The organism is Ignicoccus sp. (assembly GCF_056435145.1).
In genome coordinates this window covers 1-19,948 of the sequence record NZ_JBWNMZ010000002.1, presented here as the reverse complement: position 1 = coordinate 19,948, position 19,948 = coordinate 1, and the positions used below count along the sequence as shown (strand labels likewise).

Sequence of the window (19,948 nt, the reverse complement as noted above, 5' to 3'; positions counted from 1 at the left end):
CCCGGTTACTAGAGGGAAACGTGAGGTATTATTCCAGCCCCAAGAGGTCTTCGGCCGCGCACACTAGCTTATAAGCTATCGTCCAAGCTTTGAGGGGCTTCCCCCCGAACACGGAGTACCTCTTGAGGGACTTCCTCAAGGTGCTCCTCTCGAAGTCCCCCCTAGGGAAAGCGCCTATCCCCACGGGGGCTCCCGTATCCAAGGCTTCGGAGGCTACTTCCCTAAACTTCTTTGGCTCCCCCTTCTCCCATAACAAGATTATTTTTCCATGTTCCTTCACGAAGTCCGAGAGACTCTCGTAGGCCAACCACATGAGCGATTCGCCTTCGGGCGGGACTTTGCCGAGTTGGAGCAGCTGGGCCATTATCTGCTTGAAGGCATCGTAGTGCTTTGGGAGCCTCTCCTCTGGCCTTACGTAGTAGACTTTGCCGTCGAGGACGTGTACATACACTTCCAGCCCGCCCTTCGCGTTCAAGAGGGAGTCTAACAAGACCAGTAATGTGGTGTGGACTATGTCCGGCCTGCCCCTCTTCCACTTCCTCGTGAAAGAGGAAAGCTTGTGGTAGTGGTACCTCTTGTCTATCAGGGGCCCGTAGGGCCACGAGGGCGGCGCTAGCTCGAGCGACGACTCCAACAATATTACTTTAAGTTTCTTCAACGCCGCCTAGCCTCCGCAAAAGCTCGTAGAGCCTCTCGGGGTCTTTGGAGTAGAGCCGGTAGCTGGGCTTTCCGTCTTCCCTAGACACCAAGTCCACGGCATTGCTCTCCTTTACCAGCTTCACGGAGTACCCTTTGAGGGGAAACGTTATGCTGCCGAAGGGCTTGATCTGAATCCCCTTTTCCGTCACCTTGTACTGATACACCGGTCTCGGTACCATTTTCATAGTTTTTAAGTTATACTTATTCAGGAAATAATTTAACAACGTGTAGCTCTCAAAATAGACAAATATTGCTACAAAGCGAAGCAAAGGTTCCTTCAAGTGTAGTATGGACGGCCACAAGGTGAACGCTAAAACTATTAACAACAATATAGGCAACATCCCTAACAGGTTTTGCTTCATCTGGGCCTTCAGTATCACGTCCCCTTGGGGGTCGTTATCGAAAAACTCCTTGGCGTTCTCCTCAATCAAGGTCTTTCCGTGACCAGGAGCTCTCATCTCCTTTATTTGCCTAGACATAAACTTTACCATTATTATAGGCATTATTGCGAAGTACACTAGTATCAGATACATATAGTACTGAGGAAAAAATGACAAGACCGTGGCAAACGCTGTGGTGCTGACCAACGAGATCAACAGCGTCTTCCTCCCGTAAACGTATCCTTCCAACTCCGGCCCCCTCTCGGAACACCATGGAGCGTTAAAAGGAGGTCGGAGCAAAAAGCTTATTATATAAGCGAAATCCCGATAAGCCTAAGAGGAGTAGGCGCTACGAGAACATGCTGCTTGGCCTAAAGCGTTCCCTAACCCGAGTCCCGCTCGAACCTTACAACGAACTCCCGTTCGAGCTCGCACTCTACCACGCGTGCAAGAACGCGCTCCAGACCATAGCTGTCGCTGTCAAGTATGTACAAGAGTACGGCTCCTACTGGTTGGAAGCGGCCAAGGACGACGTGGAGGGGCTCGTGGAGTCCGAGAGGGACCGGTCGCCCAGGGAGGCTGAGACGTTGTTTAATGCTATAGAGATGGCTTTGGGGGAGTTGGAACCAGCACCGTCCTTGGCGTTCATAGAGTTACTCGACTTGGGATCCTTGGCGTTCTTGCCGGAGGCCGTGGGGAAGAGGGAGCTGAAGAGGGCCGTGGTCGGGACCAGCCTGGGCTTACACGTGGAGAGGGCCCACAAGAGGGCTTTAAGGAAGGTAGTGAAGTGTACCGCGGCGATGACTGGGGCTGTACTCGGGGAGAGGTGACCGAACCTTTAAGTGGAGAGCCTAAAGCCATGATACCTCAACCTTCCTTTCGAACACGCCCATAACTCTCAAGACCTCGCACTCGCCCCACCTCGGACCCACGACCTGAAGGCCCACGCCCTCCCCTACCGGGGCGCTCCCTGCCGGCACGCCAGCGAGGTTAGCGAAGACTGTTAAGACGTCCATCGCGAAGAGTTCCTTGGGAGCCCTCGCTGAGGCCAACCTCGGCGGCTTGAAAGGCATCGTAGGAGTGACCACTAACCTCTCTTTAGTTATTTCATATATGCGCTCGCTTATTTTCCTCCTGGCCTTCAAGGCCTTCAAGTAAAGCTCCTCGTTGTAACCCGCCGAAAGGATTGTCGCGCCGGCAACTATCCTCCTCTTTACTTCCCAACCGAAGTACTTCCCCCGCACCGTAGAGACGAACTCGTAGAAGTTTTCACTTATGGGCGGAAGGTCCTCGTCTCTCAAACCGTACCTTATGCCGTCGTACCGGGACAAGTTGCTGGAGGCCTCTGCCATAGCTATTGTATAGTACGCTGGCAAGGCGGCCTCGAGCTCGGGCAGCTCGCCCTCCTCTACTTCGGCCCCCTCTGCGCTCAGCCTCTTCAACGCTGCGTTGAACTCTGCCTTAACGTCGTTGTCTACGTAGTCTAAAGCGTTCGACGGAACAAAGAGCTTTACCTTCTCTACCCCCGCTCCGCTACACCCCTTAACTCGCAGCTCCTTTTTCACGGTAGTTCCATCCATTTCGTCGTAACCAACTATAGTGTCCAAGAGCTCTTCGACGCTCTTCGCAGTGGGGCCTATGGGAGAGATCTGCTCGAGGGAGTCTGCGTAGGGGACGAGGCCGTAGCGGGAGACGGCCCCGTAGGTGGGCTTTAAGCCGAAGACAGAACACCAAGCCGCAGGGGCCCTTATCGAGCCCCCAGTGTCGCTCCCCAAGCCCGGAAGAGAATACATCCTCGCGGCCGCTCCCGCCCCCGAGGAGGAGCCCCCCGGCGCCCTCGAGGGGTCTAAGGGGTTCTTGGTGGGGCCGAAGGCGCTGTTCTCTCCCGTTGTGCCCATGCCGAACTCATCCATGTTTGTTTTACCCACTATTACGTAGCCTCTCTTCTTTAGCTTCTTGATCACCGTAGCGTCAAAAGGAGGTATGTATTCCTTCAATATTAATGAACCAGCAGTGGTTCTGATTCCCTTCGTACTAATGTTGTCCTTGATTGTGACGGGCTTTGGATTAAACCCCTTTTGGAGCAGCGACTTAGCCTCCTCGAGCACCTCCTCGCGGGGACGTAACGTTATGAACGCGTTGAGCTCGTCGCGCTCCAACTCGTCGTAAAGCCTCTCCAAGCTCTCCATCGTCGACCCCGCGCCGTCTCCGACGGGCCGTTTTTTGACCGCCTTGCCGCGCGCCCTCAATAAAGCGCTCGAACAACGTCCCGCGAGGGTACCGCGCTTGGAGTGTTGTCCCGTGCTTACGGTAGACGTGGTAGTATTCCACGAAGGTAGGATCTTGCTCGTCCAGAGGGGGGTCGAGCCCTTCAAGGGTAAGTGGGCTTTGCCCGGAGGGAGGGTAGAGTGTGGCGAGCGCGTGGAGGAGGCGGCGCTGAGGGAGCTCAAGGAGGAGACGGGCCTCGACGCGGAGCTAGTTACCTTGGTGTCGGTCTACTCCGACCCTAATAGGGATCCGAGAGGGCACTTCGTCAGCGTCGCCTTCTTAGCAGTACCTAAGGGCGATCTGGAGCCGAAGGCCTCTACTGACGCGGCCGAGGCAAGGTGGTTCGAGCTGTCGGAAGTGCCTTGGAATGACTTGGCCTTCGACCACGCCCAAATACTTAAAGACGCCCTCAAGATGCTCCTCCACTTGGGCAAGTCTTCATGATGAGAAAATCGCTGGCAACGGTCATCCTACTCGCCCAAGCGGTTTTTTCGCTGAGCGTAATAGCGACGGTTAAGTCACTAGCAATAGTGGTGAAGCCCGTAGCTGGGGAAGTGACCTACTTGGTCCCTCCGGGAGCTTCGCCGCTGTTCTGGAAGCCCACAGCCGCCCAGATAGAGGAGGCCTTGCGGGCAGACATATTCGTCAACACGCTTCACTGGCCATTCGAGAGACAAATAGCCGAAAGGAGGGGAAGCGGCAACGTTCCTGAGCTCGTGGACAGCACGCCCGGGACAGCGCTGAGCGAGCTGGGCTTCGCGGTCTTGAGGTTGCCCGACGGGGGCTTGAACCCCCACGGGTGGTGGCTTTACGCTCCCAACGCGTTCTTGTTGATGTCGCAAGTGAGCTCGCTCGCGTGTACTGCCGAGCAGAGCTCTTGTGTAAAGTACGTTAACGCGTACATAAAAGAGGTAGAAGCGGCGAGGGAGGTCCTGAAGGACTGTTTCGTCGGGAAGAAGAGCGCCGTCGTGATGCTACCAGGGGAGCAATACACAATTTATAACTTCGGCGTCGTCACAAAGTTCGTTGTGATGGAGAAGGGGCCCGCTTCGGTTAGCGGACTGCAGATAAGAAAGGCAATAGACATGCTTAGGAAGTCGGACATGCTAGTGGTGTCCGACGCAAGCGCAAAGACGCCCGCAGCTAAGTACTTGATCGCCCAAGCCCGCAGGCTGGGCAAGCCCGTGGTGAAAGTATACTTGCTAAACCCTCCCGCAGATACCTTCTACGAATACTTAAGGCTCACGTGCGAAGCGCTGCTCGGAGAGAGATGATAACCGAGATTGCAATCGCGACGACGATATTGTTAGCGACCCTTCCCTTGCCCACCGCCTTAGCAACGTTCTCCTTAGCCTCTCTCTCTGGCACAATCGGGTGTAGCATAGTCTGCATGGACTTGGTGAGCCCCTTCTTGGCCTCGGTCATACTCGGCTTCTTCTTATCCATATTTTCTTTCATTTTCTCCATAGACGTCGTATATACGTTTTTGATAGATGTCGTAGTTAGTTCTGCCATAGCCTTCGTATTTGCAAAAAAGTTCGTAGGGACGGGCTTGGAAGAGGTCTCAGAGGCGATCGCGACGTTACTAATACTCGTCAGCATCGGTATGGCCTACGCCAGCCCCGAGGCTGCTACGCAAGCCATGATGTCCCTCTCCGGGTCCCTTTGGACGGTAGACGAGGTCGGTTCATACTTGTTAGCGGCAACAGCAATCATAATCATGTTGATCGGCAGTGCATTCAAATTACAGTTGGAGGCTGTCATGTTTGATTACGAGTATCTAAAGATAACTGCTAAGAGACCGCTCTTCTGGGCTTGGTTGTTATTCTTGTTTATTGTCTTGGGTACGTCTTTCGCTTCGTTCACGGTCGGTTTGTTGAGTTCACAAGTGATGTTGATCCTCCCGGCAGCGTTTAGCTTGAAGTCGGGGTTGAGGGAGGTCGAGCGGAACTTCGAGGCCACCTACGCCTCGGGGGCGTTGCTGGGCTGGCTCGGGTGCGTGGCCTCGAGCGAGTGGGGGGTCCCGGAGGTCGGGGTGGTCGGTGCTACTTCGGTTTTACTAATAGTATCACTGTCCCTCTCCAAGAGGATAGTGGCGCGCGCCTATACCTTCAGCGGGTTAAGGCGTGGAAGGCTTAGTCGCTTGCATAAACGACAAGAGGTGTCGAGCGGAGCTGTGGCGAAAAGCTAAGGAGGTTGCCTCAAAACACAAGGACGAAGTCTTAAATACTGCAGAGGCGTTGATGAATGATGAAAGAATAAACGAGAGGGAGCTAGACATAGCCCTTAAGGCCTTAATAGTGGACCCGCAGTACTTATACTTCAAGGGGATTAAGGTAGTGACGCCCATAGGATTTTACCTCACGAGGGAGTACGACTTGGAAACGGTTTATGCCGAGCCCGGCAAGGTCGTCTTAGAGGGCGACTGGCTCTTCCTCCACCCGACCGTCAAGGACTACCACGAATTCTTGTTCAGTTACTTATTGGACAAGATGGGGCCCGGCGAGGTAGCCCTCATAACTCCGTGCTCCAAGGTGAAGCCGTACAGAGAAAGCTTCATGTACAGAAAGATAGAATCAATAATAAACAAATACGGTAACGACGTTTGGAGGTTTGTTATGAGCGAACCCTTAGTTATAGTCCCGAGGTTCTTTGACGTCTACTTTCCAAGCGCCCACTACGACTACCCGCCGGAAAAAGTCTCCCCCGAGGAGGTCCCCATTTACGTGGACTTGATGAGGAAAGCACTAGAGGTCATAGCTACTCGGTTTGAGAGGATAGTGTACACCCTCCCGAGAAAACACAAGAAAATATTCGAGACAGCTGCAGAGCAAGCGAACTTGAGTGCCAGCTATACGCCTTACAACGTCTACTTCTTCCCGAGGTTAAAGGAAGCTATTGTTTGACTATCATTTTCCTCTTGATCCTCTTCACATACTTCGAGGCCTCCAGAGCTGCTGTGGCCCCGTGGCCGGCCGCAATCACTATCTGGAAGCCTATCCCGGTCGCGTCCCCCACCGCGAAGACCCCTGGGACGTTGGTCCTCGTAAACGGGTCTATCTTTATGAAGCCCTTCTCGTCGACCTCCACTCCGGCCCTCTTGAATATCTCAGTGCTGGGTACCTCGCCGTAAGAGATGAAGACCGCCCTGACCGGCAACGCCTTAGTGGTTCCGTCCGGCATCTCTACGACCAGACCGGTCACCTTCTGACCGTCCCCAACTATTTCCTTCACCTTAGCGCCTTCTAATATTTCGACCTTCGGGTTGTTTCTCAACACGCTCATGTAGGATTCTGACGCCTCTATCTTCTTCCCGTGAGTGACTATGTAGACCTTACTAGCCAGCGAGGTCATGTAAACTGCCTCCTCCATTGCGTGGTCGTCGTAGCCCACCAAGGCCATCGGTTCTCCCTTGAAGAAGGGGGCGTCACACACTACGCAGTAGCTCACTCCTTTACCGAAGTATTCCTTTTCCCCCTTGACGCCCAGGCCCTTGGTCGAGACTCCGGTTGCGATTATCACTGCTGGAGCCTTGTATTCCCTCCCCTTGTGGGTCCTCACGACCTTCATTTCCTCCTTAGAAAAGTCTGCGTCTACTACCTTCTCTCCGAAGACCACTTGAGCTCCGAACTTGGTCGCTTGACTCAAGAATCGTTGCGCCAGCTCCTCGCCGCCTATCTTGTCTATGCCGGGATAGTCCTCGACCACGGGGGCTAGGGAGGTCCTGCCTCCGGGCTTGTTTTCCTTCTCCAGTACTACAGTCTTCAAACCCAACCTAGCAGCATACATAGCGGCTGTGAGCCCGCCCGGGCCGGCGCCTATGACTACGACGTCGAACTCGCCCCCTTTCGGCCTCTTGGCTGGGGCCCCGAGCCTCAGCACGCTTTCGCACCGCTTTTGGCGAGTGGAGAGGACGAAATTTTAATTAGTGTCCTGACTTAACGGAAAGTAAGTTCCGGAGTTCCTCGGCCACCTCTCTAATACAACTATCCACGTCGGGAAGGTCGCCGTCGAAGCCCCAGCACCCCTCGGGTAGCCTGGGAGGACTCACCTTGCCCTCGGGCCACCCCTCCCGGTACTCGGAGACCTCTAGGTCTATTCCTAACGCCTTGGCCACTGCGACCTCCACGTCGTCGCAGTGGCCTACCCTTATCCCGCACGCCTTCCAGAAGTCGACGACGTAGAATCCCTCTTGCCTCCCAACGGCTTGTACCAAGCCAGAGTTGCCGCCGTGGGCGTTTACCACAACCAATGTCTTGCCTAACCTCTTCAAAGAGAAGTTTATGTCTCTCAAGACCGAAGCTAGAGTCTCAACCCTCAAGCTCACCGAGTCTTCCCACTCCCAGCTGCAAGAATAGTAAAGAGGGGGGAGAACCTCTCCCCCGAGCAGCTCCGCCAGCTTCCTCGCAGCTGCTGAGGCTATCCTAGCGTCCAAGTCCTTGGGTAAGGGGCCGTGTTGCTCATAAGAGCCCAAGGGCAAGAAAGCTACCCTCAAGCCCTCTCACGCGGGCGGGGAGAGGCGGAGGGAGGTTAAGGTGAGGGGGCCTCCCACGCTGACCGGGACCGACTGTCCCCACTTGCCGCAAGTCCCGGGCCGAAATTCCAGCTCGTCGCCCACAGCCTTTACTTCCTTCAACATTTCAAGTACGTTACCGACGATCCCTAAGGGCTTGAGCGGGTACTTCGGCTCTCCGTTCTCCACGTACCACGCCTCTTGGCTCATGAAGAAGAAGGTTCCGTCTAGCTCCGCGTTGCCCCCGGAGGTGTCGACGACGAGTACCCCCCTCTTGAGCTCCTCTAGTACCTCCTCCCTAGCCCAGTCGCCCGGCTCGACATAAGTTATTCTCATCCTAGGTATTGGAGGCTTGGAAGGGTCCTCTTGCCTCCCGTTCCCTGTGGGCTCGAGCCCCAACGCGGCCGCGTGTTTGCGGTCGGTTAGGAACCCGTTGACCCTTCCTTCCTTGACGATCTCTACCTTCTTGGGTTTGACGCCCTCGTCGTCGTAGAATATGGAGCCCCACTCTCCCTCCGGCGAAGGGGAGTCGCTGACGTTCAAGAACTCCGGCCCGATTACCTCTCCCTTCTTGAGCGGGGAGCCAGAAGCCACGTGGTCGGCCTCTGACATGTGGCCCAACGCCTCATGGACCATAACTCCTATCGCCGGGGGTTCTAGGGCGACCTCCCAGAGTCCCGGCTCCACTCCCTTACCCCTCAGCTGCAGCTCCGCCTTCCTAACGGCCTCCCTCACTGCCGTCCGGGGGTCGGTGGTGTAGCCTCTCCTGGAGGCCACGCTCCAATAGCCGTTCCCCCTGTTGCCCCCTTCAACCAAGGTCGCGTTCGCCGCGTGGAGGGTATAGGAAAGCCTCTGGATGATCTCCCTCCCGTCCGAGGAAGCGTAGAGCTTGTAGCCATAAGCCTCCCTGTAAGCCACCACCACTTTTCCCTTAGCCTCTTCAAAAGCGTCCAAGACGTCCCTCACCTTGGTCTCCAAGTCGACGTCCCAAGGGGGACGCTCTAGCCTCTGGCTGACCCTATCCACTAATGGGTCCAGCTCGTAGAGCTTGGAGGGGCCCAACGCCTTGTAGGCCTTATAGGCCCTCTCGAACGCCTCGACCAAACGGTCCGGCGATGTGGCGTGGGCCAGGCCGGAGCCCTCCACCCTCACGCCGGCCATCCAAGAATCGCCTTGAACTACCTTGTGTTCCTCCCCAGAAGCCACCACGGAAGTCTTGGAGAAGCCTATGATGTTTACCTCCACATATACCCCCTTTTTCCACCCCAGTTCCAGCACCTTCTTGGCGAGCTCTGCGGACTCGCCCTCACTTGGAAGGTTGGAAGGTGAGCTCCACTCCACCATCCTTTCTCACCGCTACCAGCTTCCCCTCGGTCTCCCTGTAGCCACACTTCTTACACACCCACTCGTAGACGACCACGAAGCCGCCGTCCTCATCTACCCTCTTAGGCTTCAGTTCCAAGGTGGCCCTCTTGCACTTGGGGCACAAGTGCTCCCCCCAGTCTATTATTAACCCGACGTCGGCCTCGACAATAACTGTGCCTATTTTCCCCTTAAACATGTTCTCAGAAGAGAGATCTATCATGACGTGCTCTCGGGGTTTCATCTTAAACTCTTTCATTATTGATGGATTTTCCTTCAAATACACCTTGACGTTCGCTTCGAGGGCGTTGGGGTTGGTGAGCAGTATGTAGAAGGGGCCTCCGTCGTACAGCCCCAGCGTCATCTTCGTTGTCAAGACTTGTCTCCCCCTCGCGTTCCACATTTGGGAATAAATGTGTCAGGCGTTGTTAGGCGTTTTAAACTGCCCCATGAGGACGCAAGGGGCAAGAAGTATGGCTAGGGGCTTGTACCACTTTCTGAGAGAGCAGTGGAAGAGGCCGTTCGACGGCGATCACGGAGAGCTGATGAAGCAGAGAATCATAAAGTGGAGGAGAGAGCCGGCGGTAGTCAGAATAGAAAAACCCACCAGGCTGGACAGGGCTAGGGCTCTGGGCTACAAGGCTAAGCAAGGCGTAGTGGTGGTGAGGGTAAGGGTTAGGAAAGGAGGTCTCAACAGGCCCAGACCGAACAAGGGCAGGAGGCCCAAGAGGATGGGCGTTTACGGCTACGCCCCAGCGAAGAGCTCTAGACTCATCGCGGAGGAGAGGGCCGCGAGAAAGTACCCAGGCTTGGAGGTGTTGAACTCGTACTGGGTGGGCGAGGACGGCGAGTACGAATGGTACGAAGTGATACTGGTAGACCCTCACCACCCGGCCGTCTGCAGCGACCCCGAGCTCAAGTGGATATGTGAGAAGCAGCACAGAGGGAGGGTGTTCAGGGGTAAGACCAGCGCCGGGAGGAAGGTTAGGGGCCTCCACAAGAGCAGGGGGCTCAGAGGCACCCACAATTATAAGTGGAAGAAGAAAGAGAAGGAGAGGAAGCTGCGCAAGAGGCACGAGGCCTCCGGGAAGGCGAGGCCTCTAGAGCTTGACGTCAGAGAGAAGCCGGACTACCACAAGGGGACTCAGTAAGGACGAGGTGCCACGCTAAAAAAAAATCACAACTCCACCGTTTTTAGGGCCTGACGAAGCAAACCTCGTCTTCGCAAGGCCCCTTGGGGTCGGCCTCGACCAGCTTGGCGAGGAGGTCGTCCTCGTACGGCACTCCCACGAACTCCACGTTCCCGTTTATAGCTATTGCAGGAACGCTCATCACGTTGTATTTATCAGCTATGTCCTCGTTTTCGTAAGCCTCCACGGTGTCTGCGAGCACGCACGGGTTACCTTGCTTCTTAGCCTCGAACGCGAACATGTTGATCAACAAGGCCGCGTACGGACAGTAGGGACACTGAGGGGTAACTACGTTCTCTATGTAATAGCAGCCTTTGAGCCTCTTCAACCCCTCCTTGGTCTCTTCGTCCAAACCGCTCTCGCCCTCAGAGATCCTTATTACGGTCTCTACGAAGCCCTTCACCTCCTCTCCGGCAGGGATGCCCGTGTAGCGGATGTAACCGTCCAGCAACAAGACCGAGGGTACTCTGTCAACCTTGTACTTGTCAAAAGCTTCGTCATCCTTTCCCCTCCAGAAGACCTTATAGTCGAAGTAGGGCCTCCCGTTTGCCTTAGGGCTCTCCTCCTTCATTACTTGCATCATCTCCACGGTCGCCTCACACGGCTCGCAGCCCTCCTCGACAAATACGAGTGCTTCCACCGGGCCTTTCATGTCAGCCAATGCTTCCCTGAGCCCGGCTCGGGCCTCTGGGGTCCACTCCATACCGAACGACATCCAAATATCACCGCTCGAAGCGCAAAGGAGTGATTTTAAGAAGTGATGTGTTTGGTATGCTGATAATGGGAACTGGAGCATGTTGTTGCGTCCTCACTGCGAGGTGGCCGCCAGCGAGGTGTTACCCTCGATAAGGGCGGCCGTAGTATATTACTTGAGTAAGCATTACAACTTGAGTAACTACGTAATAGCGAAAAAGATAGGGACGACTGCTTCTACCGTCAGCAACTACCTCAAAGACAAGAGGAGCAAGTGGGACAAGGTTAATGAAATACTCAACGATCCCGAGGTTTCCAAGCTGGTAAAGTTAATGGCCAAACTTATTGCAGAGGACAAGGCGGCCCCGGAAGACTTGAACTACCTAATGTGTAAGACCTGTAGGACCCTTATGCGTAAGTGGCAGAAGGCGTCATGCCTCCCGATACCGTCCTTCTAATAGCCTACTCCGAGATCGCCCTTAAGGGGAAGAAGAGGGGTTTTATGGAAAGGGCGTTGGCCTCCTCCGTACGGCGCTGGCACGAGAGGAGGGGGCTGAACGTAAAGCTTTCTTACGAATTCGGAAGGCTGGTCGTTGAAGGAGCCTTCAGCCCGGAAGTGGCTAGGGTGCCCGGAGTTCACCACGTGGTCCGCGCCTTCGCCCTGGAGAAGGCTCCCCCAGACGAGCTGGCGGAGGCCATAGCGAAGGTCGTGAGGGCGGAGCCCCCGGTGGCGGTGAGGGTCAAGAGAGGGGACAAGCGCTACCCTCTGACCAGCGTCGAGCTGGCGGCCAAGGTCGGCGGGGCGCTGGGCTTACCGGTGAACTTGAAGAGGCCGAGGACTGTAGTCTTCATAGAAATAAGGGAGAGAGTTTACGTGTACACTTCGAAGGACGTAAGAGAGGGGGTTGGAGGGTTGCCGTACGGCGTGGAGGGCAACGTGGGGGTCAGCTACCGGGACCCCATCAAGGGGCTCTTGGTCTCGGCGCTGTTGGCCCGAAGGGGAGCGAGGGTCTTTCCTCACGAGCCCTACCCGGGACTGGAGAGGCTCGCCGAGGCGCTCCCGGACCCCCTTATTATTAAGCGCGTTCCCCCGCCCGTGGCCGGAAAGGACCTCTTCCCGGGGGAGCCGTGCGTCCCTCGGAACAGCTTGTCCAAAATTAAGCTCATGTTAGGGGGTGAGGGCCTTGAAGGTTTTGATCGCTTCGGATGCCCACATCCCGGATAGGGAAAGGGAAGTGTCGAGGGAGATAAGGGAGTTCTTGTCCTCCGAGGCACCTTTCGACTTGGTCCTCTATGCCGGAGACTTGACGGGGCCTGAGGTCTTGGAGTGGTTGAAGGGTTTGGGAGACGAAGTTAAGGTCGTCAAGGGGAACATGGACTACTTGCCGTTACCGGAGGAGGTCCTAGTGGAGCTCGACGGCGCCCGGGCGTTGCTGGTCCACGGCCACCAAGTGAGGCCGCGCGGTAACTTGGACGCTCTGAGCGCGATGGCACAGTCCAAAGGGGCAAATGTGATAGTACACGGTCACTTGCACAAGCCGTTGATCAAGGAACACAAGGGCGTCCTCCACCTAAACCCCGGCTCCATAACCGGCACGTTGGGCGGGAGCAGCTTAGGGGGCGACCCCACCTTTATGATAGTTAGGCCCTCGAGAGGGAGGCTGGAGGTAGACCTCTACGCTCTCAAAGGCGGGGAGCTGAGGAAGAACTCCTATACTTTAAAGATATAATTTGTGCGCGCGGCCCCAAAGAGGGTATAAATGTATTGTGTGGTGTGGCCGCGGCCCCTTGGGCCGACGAGGTCTACGTGCTCCTAGAAAGCCTTCAACACAGGGGACAAGAGAGCGCGGGCGTGGCTTGGGTAGAGGGCGGGGAGGTCAAGTTCTCCGGCGGGATGGGGCTCGTAAGGAGCGCGATAAAGGAGGCCCCTCACAAGGGACCGGCCATAGGTCACGTCAGGTACTCCACCTCTGGCGGATACGCTAGGGTCCAACCTGTCGTCACGAAGAAGTTCGCGCTTGCGTTCAATGGCAACATAGTGAACTTCAAGTTCCTCGAACCGAGTTCGCGGTGGGACGCGGAAGCTTTAGTTAAGGCAATCATAAACGAGAAGACTAAAGGCTTGGAGGTGCTCGAGGCTACTCGGAGGGTCCTCGAAAGAGCGAAGGGGAGCTACAGCCTGGTGGCTTTGACCGGCGACGGGAGGGTCTTGGTCGCGAAAGACCCGTGGGGCTTCAGGCCGCTGGCCTACCGGTGGCCCCACGTGGCTTCCGAGACGGCCGCTCTGGAGGACATAGGCATGACGTGGAATGAAATGGAGCCAAATAAGTTGGTCGTGTTGGAAGAAGGGGTCCCTACCAAGGAAACCAAGATAAGTTATGACAGGAGGAAGGCCTACTGCGCCTTCGAGTACGTCTACTTCCAGAGGCCGGAGAGCTACTTCAACGGTATTAACATCCACGTGTCCAGAGTTAGGATGGGGAGCATCCTAGCAGAGGAGAAGCCGGCCGAGGCGGACGTGGTCTTGCCCGTTCCCGACTCTGGGAGGAGTGCGGCGATAGGGTACTCAAGGAGTTCCGGCATCCCCTTGGACGAGGGCCTCGTGAAGAACAGGTACTTGGGGAGGAGCTTCATAATGCCCCCTGGCTTGAGAGAAATGATAGCTATGAAGAAGTACGGCGTTGTTAAAGACGTGGTCGAGGGGAAGAGAGTAGTGGTAGTGGACGACAGCATAGTAAGGGGAACTACCATGAAGAGGATAGTAAAAATTTTAAAGGAGAAGGGGGCTAAGGAGGTACACATCAGAATAGCCTCTCCCCCCGTGAGGGCCCCGTGTTACATGGGGATAGACTTTCCCTCTAGGGAGGAGTTAGTGGCCGCTGAGAGGAGCGAGGAGGAGTTGAGCGAGCTGTGGGGCGCAGACAGCGTAGGCTACTTGAGCGTAGAGGGCTTGAAGAGGGCCATAGGCCTTGAGGAGCTGTGCGTGGCGTGCTTCACCGGCGTCTATCCCTTCCCCGTGTCCGAGGAAGAGGTGGAAAGCATGCTGAGGGCTCACAAGGCTTGAAAGGACACGAACTTTTCCGCCGCCATCTCGCTCATCTTGCCCTTGACCCATATCACCCTCGCTATTGCCCCAGTGATGCCTTTGCCCGCCTCTACCCTCAAACTCACCTCCCTCTCCTCCCCCGAAGGGAACTTGCCCAAGGAAGTCCTAGCCAAGGGCTTGCCGGGGACGTAGACGAGGACTACGACGTCGTCGGCGTCGTCGCCGAGGTTCCTAACCTTTAAGAGGACTTCTCCGTCGGAGTACTTGGCTTCCTCTATCCTTATCTTGGGTAACTTGAGCACATAAGAGCCTACCAAGAAGCTCAACGGAACCACGTCTTCCGAGGCCTCGACGTAGTACGACTTAGCCCTCTCGCACTCCGAGGCGACCTCGCTTAGGTCTTCTACCACGAACCGGCTGAGGCACTCGCCTACCTTTAGCTTGACCTCCGCCTTGGGGCGGGCCCGGAAGACGCCATAAAAGTAACCGTTCCTCTGCGGGTCCAGCTGCCCCCAGAAGCTCTTGTGGGGTTCAAGAGCTACATAATAGCTGTACCTCAGTTCCCCGAGCTCCGGGTACTCGTAGAAGACGAAGAGGCTGCTCTGCAGCAGCTTCAGCGCGGAGTTGCTCTCGTTAATTACCCTCAACGTCGAGTTTTTCATAACTATGTGGGATATGGGGGTCACGTCGAAGACGAACTTGGAGAGGAGCTCTCCCTTGTACTCCTTCTGCATAACTGGTTTGAACACCTTAGTTACTGAAAACTCTCCCAGAAACACCCTCCACTTATCGGCCACTCCGCTGACTGTGATGTCTAAGAACATCTTCTTCGGTTTTACACCGTCAGGCAAGGTAAAGCTTAGTGGGACCTCGGCCCTCTCCCTCACCCCGCCCCTTATTTCTTCCGGACCCAGCGACGTTACCGTTTCAACCCATCCTTTAACCTCGTCGCTGCTCACGGCCTCAACGTAAGCCATCCTTTTTACCTCGTAAAGGCCTCGAGCCCGCGAGGCTTTAGAAGCTCCCGGATGGGGAATTACTCCCGGACTGAGGGAGTGAGGACAGCTTACCCGGCCGACGGGAGGTTCTCCTACGGCAAGCGGATCTTGGAGGAACTGGGAGAGCAGTTCTACCTCGTCGAGCTGTTCCGGGCGCTCCGGACGCCGGGGAGGAGGCTCTGTGCGAGGGTAAACTTGCTGAAGGGAAGTCCGGAAGAGGTCTTGGAGGAGCTCGAAAGGGCCGGCTACAAGCCGGAGACCCCTTACCCCTACGAGGAGCTGGTATGCGTACCGGTGGAAGGCCCTTTCGAAGTGCCCCTGGTCGACGCTGTAGTGATAGCTGACAAGAGGGCTGCTGAGAGCGTTTTGATGGGGGCAGACCTCTACGCGCCTGGTCTTATGGAGGCCAAAGGGGTCAAGGTCGGGAGGGCGGTGACCGTCTTAGCGGAAAAAACTTTAGAGCCCGTCGGGTTCGGGAGGGCCCTCTTCGAGGGCAAAGCCCCCGCCAGAGGAAAGGTTGTGGAAACGACCGTGACCAAGTTCAAGGCTCCTAAGTTCAGGGAACTGAAGTCCTTCGAGAGGGGGCTGATCTACCCCCAAAGCGCTCCGGCAGTGGCCGCGGTTAGGGCCTTAGAGCCGGAGGGGCTGGTGATAGACATGAACGCAGCCCCTGGAGGCAAGGCGTTTCACTCTTACGAGCTGTTGGAGGGCAAGGGGAAAGTAATTGCCTTCGACATATCTAAGAAAAGGATAAGCAAGATGGTTGAAGAGATGCGGAGGCTCGGTCATTCCTTCGAAGTGATGAGGGCCGACTCGAGGTACCTAGATCTGGACTTCCCCCACTTAGTTGGGAAGGCGGACAGAGTAATTGTGGACCCACCGTGTACGGCCATAGGTGTGATACCCAAGGTATGGGACGTTAAGAAGGACGAAGATATGATTAACGCGTTCGAATATCAAAAGCAGTTCGTCAAAGTAGCTTACAAGTTGTTGAAGAAGGGCGGACTAATGCTATACTCCACGTGTACTCTAACCAAGACCGAGAACGAGCTGATCGTAGAGTTCGCCGAGAGCTTGGGGTTCGAGGTAGTGGAGAGGGAAACGCCTTGGGGGAGGACGCCAGTTAAGGTGAGCCCGTGCGTCCACGGGGAACCCGGCTTCTTTATTGCCATACTTAAGAAAAAGTGAGAGGTCAGTAACCGAACAGCTTCTTGAGCATCGCTTGCTCCCACGAGTCCTTCCTCTTTGTGTACTCCTCTTTCGGCTCTGGGTCCTTGCTCCCTTTGGGCTTGCCCTCGCTGAAGTCCAGGCTGAACTGTACGCTCAAGGTCTTCAGCTCGCCCTTCAAGTTGCCGGCATAAGCCCAGCCAGAGAACTTGTAGTCTACGTAGTTACCCCCTCCGACGCCCAACTCCTCCATTAGCTTGGTAGCGGCGTTCAGCGCGCTCTGAGTTGCCACTTCTGCGTTCTTGGGGAACGGGAGCTTAGCTATGTCACCAACTGCAAAGACGTCGTCGTAGTCCTTCAACCTCAGGTCCTTAGGCCCCCTGACCTCCAACCAGCTGTCGAACAATACGGGCTTGTTGGGCGGCAGCACGACCTTGTAGTCAGCCTTTATCTGGGTACCGTCGTCCAACACGACTCCCTCCTTGGTTACCTCTGTTATCTGCTTGTTTAGGTAGTATTCTATCCCGGCTTCCTCGAATAGCTTGAGCCACACGTCCGCTATCACTGGGGGTTGGGGCTTCTCGTTACCGTCCACAAAGACCAACTTTACTTTGTCTCTGACTCCCCTATGCCTCAGTATCATGTCTATGGTCATGACGGTCTCGCCGGGGGCAGGGGCACAGCGGTAGGGCTGTTTGGGGGCGTTCACCACTATGGTACCCTCGGTGACGTTCCATACTAGGTGCTTCAAGTCAAATACCTTGCCCAAGTCATATACGTTGAACACGTGGTCCTCGATCTTGATGGCGTCGTAGGCGTACCTGAGGCCGAGGGCGACCACTAAGTAGTCGTACTCCAGCTCTCTCTTGTTGGCTAGCTTGACCTTGCGGTTTGCGAAGTCTACCTCCTCGACCCTGCCGTAGGTCACCTTGATCTCCTTGGGGAGGAAGTTGTACCCCCTAGTGATGCGGTCTACGCTTTGTTCGCCGCTCAAGAGCAGCGGCCTGCTGGGACCGCTTATGTAGTAGTCGTGTAAGCTGACAACGGTACTCTCGACGCCCTTTTCGGCCAAGGTGTGAGCCACGGTGAGGCCAGCAACGCCGCCGCCCAAGATGACTACTTTAGCCACTTACTTCACCGTTAGGGAAGCCCGCGCGGAGTAACTATAAGATAGAACGTTAAACCTTCCCATAACTGATCGGCAAGTTAGATGAATGATCTGAATAGAATAACACCATGAGTTCCATAAGGAGTTCGAACACCCTCCGCCCCGGCTTCCTTGACGAGGTCCTCGAACTTCATGAGGAGATTTCCCGTCCCTTTGTGATTTTCGTCTTGAATGGGTTCTCTGCAAGGAATCTGAACGGTTCCAGCACGTCGTGGGCTAAAATCCTCCTTTCCCATACTGTAGAGTGGGGCTTGTGGCGCACATTCTAGAGACCTTCTTCCAAATAGCGAAGGACATGTGTGGGTAAGAACTAAAATTGGTGGGGCCTTCGAGATTAAGAAGGCCGACCTCTTCCCTTACGAAGGGGGATTGATTACGGGACGGCGAACTTGCGGCAGCGTCCCCAACCCCTCGAAAAATCTGAACGAACTTGAGCTCCTTTAATGGCCTCGTGAGGTACGCTCACTAGGGCGCTGCGGAGTGGGACATTCGCGCCCCTGAGCGAACAAATTGTACTGAAGGCACGGAAAATCTCTGATCGAGACGAGTTTGCTCAGAGAGCGTCCCAGAGGAGAAGGGTCGGAAAAAACCTAACGGGGTTTACTTCTCCCCGCCCTTACTTTCCTCTTCCTTCTTACCAGCGATTACTATGTCGTCAATCCTCAGTATCAAGGTAGCTGCCTCCGTGCCGCTCTTGATAGCGTTGGCGGGTATTGCAACCGCCTCGAAGGCACCCTTCTTCAACATGTCGGTTATCTCGCCGGTGTACGCGTCCACGCCGCAGTGCTTGCAGCCTTCCTTAGCGTGTGCAGCCCTCAGCTGCATCAGTTTCTCAACTGGGTCGTAACCGGCGTTCTCCACGAGCGCCATGACGATGCCCTCGAGGGCTTTCGCGAAGGCCTCTACGGCGAGCTGCTCCTTGCCGCCCACCTCCCTCGCGTAGTCCCTCAAAGCCAGCGCGAGCTCTACCTCAGGGGCGCCTCCCGCACCCACGATCTTGCCGGCCCTCACAGCGTCGGCCACCGCGCTGAGGGCGTCCCTCAAGCTCCTCTCGGCCTCGTCTACTATCCTCTCGAAGCCTCCCCTAATCAGCACGCTCACAGCCCTTGGGTTCTTGGCCCCTTCTATGAAGACCATCTTATCGTCGCCGACTTTCCTCTCCTCGACCAACTTGGCCTCTCCGAGGTCGTCGGGAGTTATGTCCTCTATGTTACTGATTATTTTGGCTCCAGTCGCTCTGGCCACCTTCTCCAAGTCGCTCCTCTTCACCCTCCTGACGGCCATTATGCCGGCCTTCGCTAGGTAGTACTGGGCGACCTCGTCTATACCCTTCTGAGTTATTACTACGTTGGCCCCGATCTCCTTAAGCTTATCTACCTTCTTCCTTAGTATCTCCTCCTTCTCCTCCAACAAGACCTTCAGTTGTTCGGGACTGCTTATCCTTATTTCCGCGTCGAGCTCGGGCTTCTCGAGTTCCAGCGGAGTGTCCAGTACAGCGATCTTGGCGTTCTCCACCCTCTTAGGCATGTTGGGGTGGACTACCTCCTTGTCGAGGACTACTCCCTTGATCAGCTTGGTGTCTTTCAAGCTTCCGCCATGCTTCTTGACTATTTGGACGTAGTCCAGATCGACGTACCACTTGTCGCCCCTCTTCTCCTTGATTGTGTTAACCGCCTCGACCGCAATCTCGGCGAACAAGTCCCTGGCCTCTTGCACGCCCTTACTGGCCAGGCTGGTGAGGGCTATCTTCTTGAGCTTCTCCTTGTCTTCTGGGTTGATGGGTTCTGCGACCTTCTCAATCTTCTCGAGCGCCTTCTCCAAGGCCTTCTTGTAACCCTGTATGATTATAGTCGGGTGGACGTCCTTCTCCAACAACTCCTCTGCTTGTTTCAAGAGCTCGCCAGCAAAGATTACAGCCCTCTTGGTGCCGTCACCAACCTCTTCGTCCTGACCCTTGGCTATCTGGACCAACAACTTGGCGGCGGGATGTTGTAAGTCCATCTTGTCGAGTATGGTTGCTCCGTCGTTAGTTATGGTAACGTCTCCCAAGCTGTCGACCAGCATCTTGTCCATACCCTTGGGCCCGAAAGTAGTCCTAAGCACCTCGGCGACAGCCCTGGCTGCCATCATGTTGGTCCTCAGGGCTTCCTTGCCGTAGGTCCTAGTGGCGCCTTCCTTGAGTATCACTACCGGAACGCCCATGCTCTCGATAGGTCTGACCGCCATCGCGCTCACCCACCGTGGGGTGTGGTGGGACCGGTTCTATATAAGTTTTTCCCTAACGCGCATGCTTCTGTAAGTACCTAGTATAACTCATCATCAACTTTTTCTCACTCCTCATTTCCATTTTCCTCATTGAGCCCGTGGGAACACGCTATATTCGGAACCGTACCATTACTATTCTCATTTCTCAACCCCCTTATATCTTTTCATGGGAACGCCCAAGGCCTTGGGGGTAAGGGCA

General features: G+C 55.6%; 22 protein-coding genes. 11 read left to right on the top strand and 11 right to left on the bottom strand.

Annotation, left to right across the window (positions count from 1 at the left end; translation table 11 throughout):
• Positions 1-28: 28 nt before the first annotated feature.
• Positions 29-658, bottom strand: coding sequence for a 16S rRNA methyltransferase (locus AC1HCZ_RS00860; RefSeq protein ID WP_479461658.1), 630 nt, complete (start codon positions 656-658; stop codon positions 29-31).
• On the bottom strand, positions 645-1,328 hold the full coding sequence (locus tag AC1HCZ_RS00855; RefSeq protein ID WP_479461657.1) for a DUF2208 family protein: 684 nt from the start codon (positions 1,326-1,328) through the stop codon (positions 645-647). The genes AC1HCZ_RS00860 and AC1HCZ_RS00855 overlap by 14 nt, the downstream gene beginning before the upstream one ends.
• A 110-nt stretch (positions 1,329-1,438) precedes the next feature.
• On the opposite strand from AC1HCZ_RS00855, the gene AC1HCZ_RS00850 reads away from it, so the two are divergent.
• Positions 1,439-1,909 (top strand): hypothetical protein, encoded by a 471-nt coding sequence (locus AC1HCZ_RS00850; RefSeq protein WP_479461656.1) that lies wholly within the window; start codon positions 1,439-1,441, stop codon positions 1,907-1,909.
• 21 nt (positions 1,910-1,930) lie between these two features.
• Here AC1HCZ_RS00850 and AC1HCZ_RS00845 read toward each other — a convergent pair whose 3' ends face one another.
• Positions 1,931-3,268: an amidase family protein gene (locus AC1HCZ_RS00845; RefSeq protein ID WP_479461655.1), complete on the bottom strand. Its 1,338-nt coding sequence runs from the start codon at positions 3,266-3,268 to the stop codon at positions 1,931-1,933.
• Positions 3,269-3,365: 97 nt separating this feature from the next.
• Between AC1HCZ_RS00845 and AC1HCZ_RS00840 the strand changes: the two genes are divergently transcribed.
• From AC1HCZ_RS00840 to AC1HCZ_RS00825, 4 genes are read left to right on the top strand one after another with little or no spacing between them, the layout of a single operon-like run.
• Complete coding sequence (locus AC1HCZ_RS00840) at positions 3,366-3,791, top strand: NUDIX domain-containing protein (RefSeq protein ID WP_479461654.1); 426 nt, start codon at positions 3,366-3,368, stop codon at positions 3,789-3,791.
• Positions 3,788-4,621, top strand: a complete 834-nt coding sequence (locus AC1HCZ_RS00835) for a metal ABC transporter solute-binding protein, Zn/Mn family (RefSeq protein WP_479461653.1) — start codon at positions 3,788-3,790, stop codon at positions 4,619-4,621. Before AC1HCZ_RS00840 ends, AC1HCZ_RS00835 begins: the two co-directional genes overlap by 4 nt.
• Complete coding sequence (locus AC1HCZ_RS00830; RefSeq protein ID WP_479461652.1) at positions 4,618-5,538, top strand: ABC transporter permease family protein; 921 nt, start codon at positions 4,618-4,620, stop codon at positions 5,536-5,538. The genes AC1HCZ_RS00835 and AC1HCZ_RS00830 overlap by 4 nt, the downstream gene beginning before the upstream one ends.
• On the top strand, positions 5,474-6,253 hold the full coding sequence (locus AC1HCZ_RS00825) for a DUF5591 domain-containing protein (protein ID WP_479461651.1): 780 nt from the start codon (positions 5,474-5,476) through the stop codon (positions 6,251-6,253). Before AC1HCZ_RS00830 ends, AC1HCZ_RS00825 begins: the two co-directional genes overlap by 65 nt.
• On the opposite strand, the gene AC1HCZ_RS00820 is transcribed toward AC1HCZ_RS00825, so the two are convergent.
• The 4 genes from AC1HCZ_RS00820 to AC1HCZ_RS00805 are packed head-to-tail and all read right to left on the bottom strand — an operon-like array spanning position 6,243 to position 9,625.
• Positions 6,243-7,229, bottom strand: a complete 987-nt coding sequence (locus AC1HCZ_RS00820) for an NAD(P)/FAD-dependent oxidoreductase (protein ID WP_479461650.1) — start codon at positions 7,227-7,229, stop codon at positions 6,243-6,245. The two genes, AC1HCZ_RS00825 and AC1HCZ_RS00820, sit on opposite strands and share 11 nt — an antisense overlap.
• A 43-nt stretch (positions 7,230-7,272) precedes the next feature.
• Positions 7,273-7,842, bottom strand: a complete 570-nt coding sequence (locus AC1HCZ_RS00815; protein ID WP_479461649.1) for a creatininase family protein — start codon at positions 7,840-7,842, stop codon at positions 7,273-7,275.
• Between the two features lie 6 nt (positions 7,843-7,848).
• Positions 7,849-9,204: a TldD/PmbA family protein gene (locus tag AC1HCZ_RS00810; RefSeq protein WP_479461648.1), complete on the bottom strand. Its 1,356-nt coding sequence runs from the start codon at positions 9,202-9,204 to the stop codon at positions 7,849-7,851.
• Positions 9,167-9,625, bottom strand: coding sequence for a zinc ribbon domain-containing protein (locus AC1HCZ_RS00805; RefSeq protein WP_479461647.1), 459 nt, complete (start codon positions 9,623-9,625; stop codon positions 9,167-9,169). The genes AC1HCZ_RS00810 and AC1HCZ_RS00805 overlap by 38 nt, the downstream gene beginning before the upstream one ends.
• Before the next feature lie 70 nt (positions 9,626-9,695).
• Here AC1HCZ_RS00805 and AC1HCZ_RS00800 point away from each other — a divergent pair, with 70 nt between their 5' ends.
• Complete coding sequence (locus AC1HCZ_RS00800; RefSeq protein WP_479461685.1) at positions 9,696-10,373, top strand: 50S ribosomal protein L15e; 678 nt, start codon at positions 9,696-9,698, stop codon at positions 10,371-10,373.
• A gap of 43 nt (positions 10,374-10,416) precedes the next feature.
• Here the strand turns inward: AC1HCZ_RS00800 and pdo are convergent, their stop codons facing one another.
• A complete protein-coding gene (gene pdo / locus AC1HCZ_RS00795) occupies positions 10,417-11,127 on the bottom strand; it encodes a protein disulfide oxidoreductase (RefSeq protein WP_479461646.1) in 711 nt (236 codons plus the stop codon).
• Between the two features lie 79 nt (positions 11,128-11,206).
• Between pdo and AC1HCZ_RS00790 the strand changes: the two genes are divergently transcribed.
• Genes AC1HCZ_RS00790 through purF form a run of 4 tightly spaced genes read left to right on the top strand, consistent with a single transcriptional unit; the run spans position 11,207 to position 14,169 of the window.
• The gene (locus tag AC1HCZ_RS00790) at positions 11,207-11,563 is read left to right on the top strand and encodes a transcriptional regulator (protein WP_479461645.1); all 357 of its coding nucleotides are present in this window, start codon (positions 11,207-11,209) and stop codon (positions 11,561-11,563) included.
• Positions 11,524-12,330, top strand: a complete 807-nt coding sequence (locus AC1HCZ_RS00785) for a THUMP domain-containing protein (protein WP_479461644.1) — start codon at positions 11,524-11,526, stop codon at positions 12,328-12,330. The genes AC1HCZ_RS00790 and AC1HCZ_RS00785 overlap by 40 nt, the downstream gene beginning before the upstream one ends.
• Positions 12,290-12,835, top strand: coding sequence for a YfcE family phosphodiesterase (locus AC1HCZ_RS00780; protein WP_479461643.1), 546 nt, complete (start codon positions 12,290-12,292; stop codon positions 12,833-12,835). Before AC1HCZ_RS00785 ends, AC1HCZ_RS00780 begins: the two co-directional genes overlap by 41 nt.
• 44 nt (positions 12,836-12,879) lie before the next feature.
• Positions 12,880-14,169 (top strand): amidophosphoribosyltransferase, encoded by a 1,290-nt coding sequence (gene purF, locus AC1HCZ_RS00775; protein ID WP_479461684.1) that lies wholly within the window; start codon positions 12,880-12,882, stop codon positions 14,167-14,169.
• Here purF and AC1HCZ_RS00770 read toward each other — a convergent pair.
• Positions 14,157-15,128 (bottom strand): hypothetical protein, encoded by a 972-nt coding sequence (locus AC1HCZ_RS00770; RefSeq protein ID WP_479461642.1) that lies wholly within the window; start codon positions 15,126-15,128, stop codon positions 14,157-14,159. The two genes, purF and AC1HCZ_RS00770, sit on opposite strands and share 13 nt — an antisense overlap.
• A gap of 78 nt (positions 15,129-15,206) precedes the next feature.
• Here AC1HCZ_RS00770 and AC1HCZ_RS00765 point away from each other — a divergent pair, with 78 nt between their 5' ends.
• Positions 15,207-16,337 carry a PUA domain-containing protein gene (locus AC1HCZ_RS00765; RefSeq protein ID WP_479461641.1) on the top strand — a complete coding sequence of 377 codons (1,131 nt, stop codon included), beginning with the start codon at positions 15,207-15,209 and terminating at the stop codon, positions 16,335-16,337.
• A 4-nt stretch (positions 16,338-16,341) separates the two neighbouring features.
• Here AC1HCZ_RS00765 and AC1HCZ_RS00760 read toward each other — a convergent pair whose 3' ends face one another.
• Together AC1HCZ_RS00760 and thsB are read right to left on the bottom strand one after the other, a co-directional pair.
• Positions 16,342-17,445 (bottom strand): NAD(P)/FAD-dependent oxidoreductase, encoded by a 1,104-nt coding sequence (locus tag AC1HCZ_RS00760; protein WP_479461640.1) that lies wholly within the window; start codon positions 17,443-17,445, stop codon positions 16,342-16,344.
• 639 nt (positions 17,446-18,084) lie between these two features.
• Positions 18,085-19,710, bottom strand: coding sequence for a thermosome subunit beta (gene thsB, locus AC1HCZ_RS00755; RefSeq protein WP_479461639.1), 1,626 nt, complete (start codon positions 19,708-19,710; stop codon positions 18,085-18,087).
• Positions 19,711-19,948: the final 238 nt, after the last annotated feature.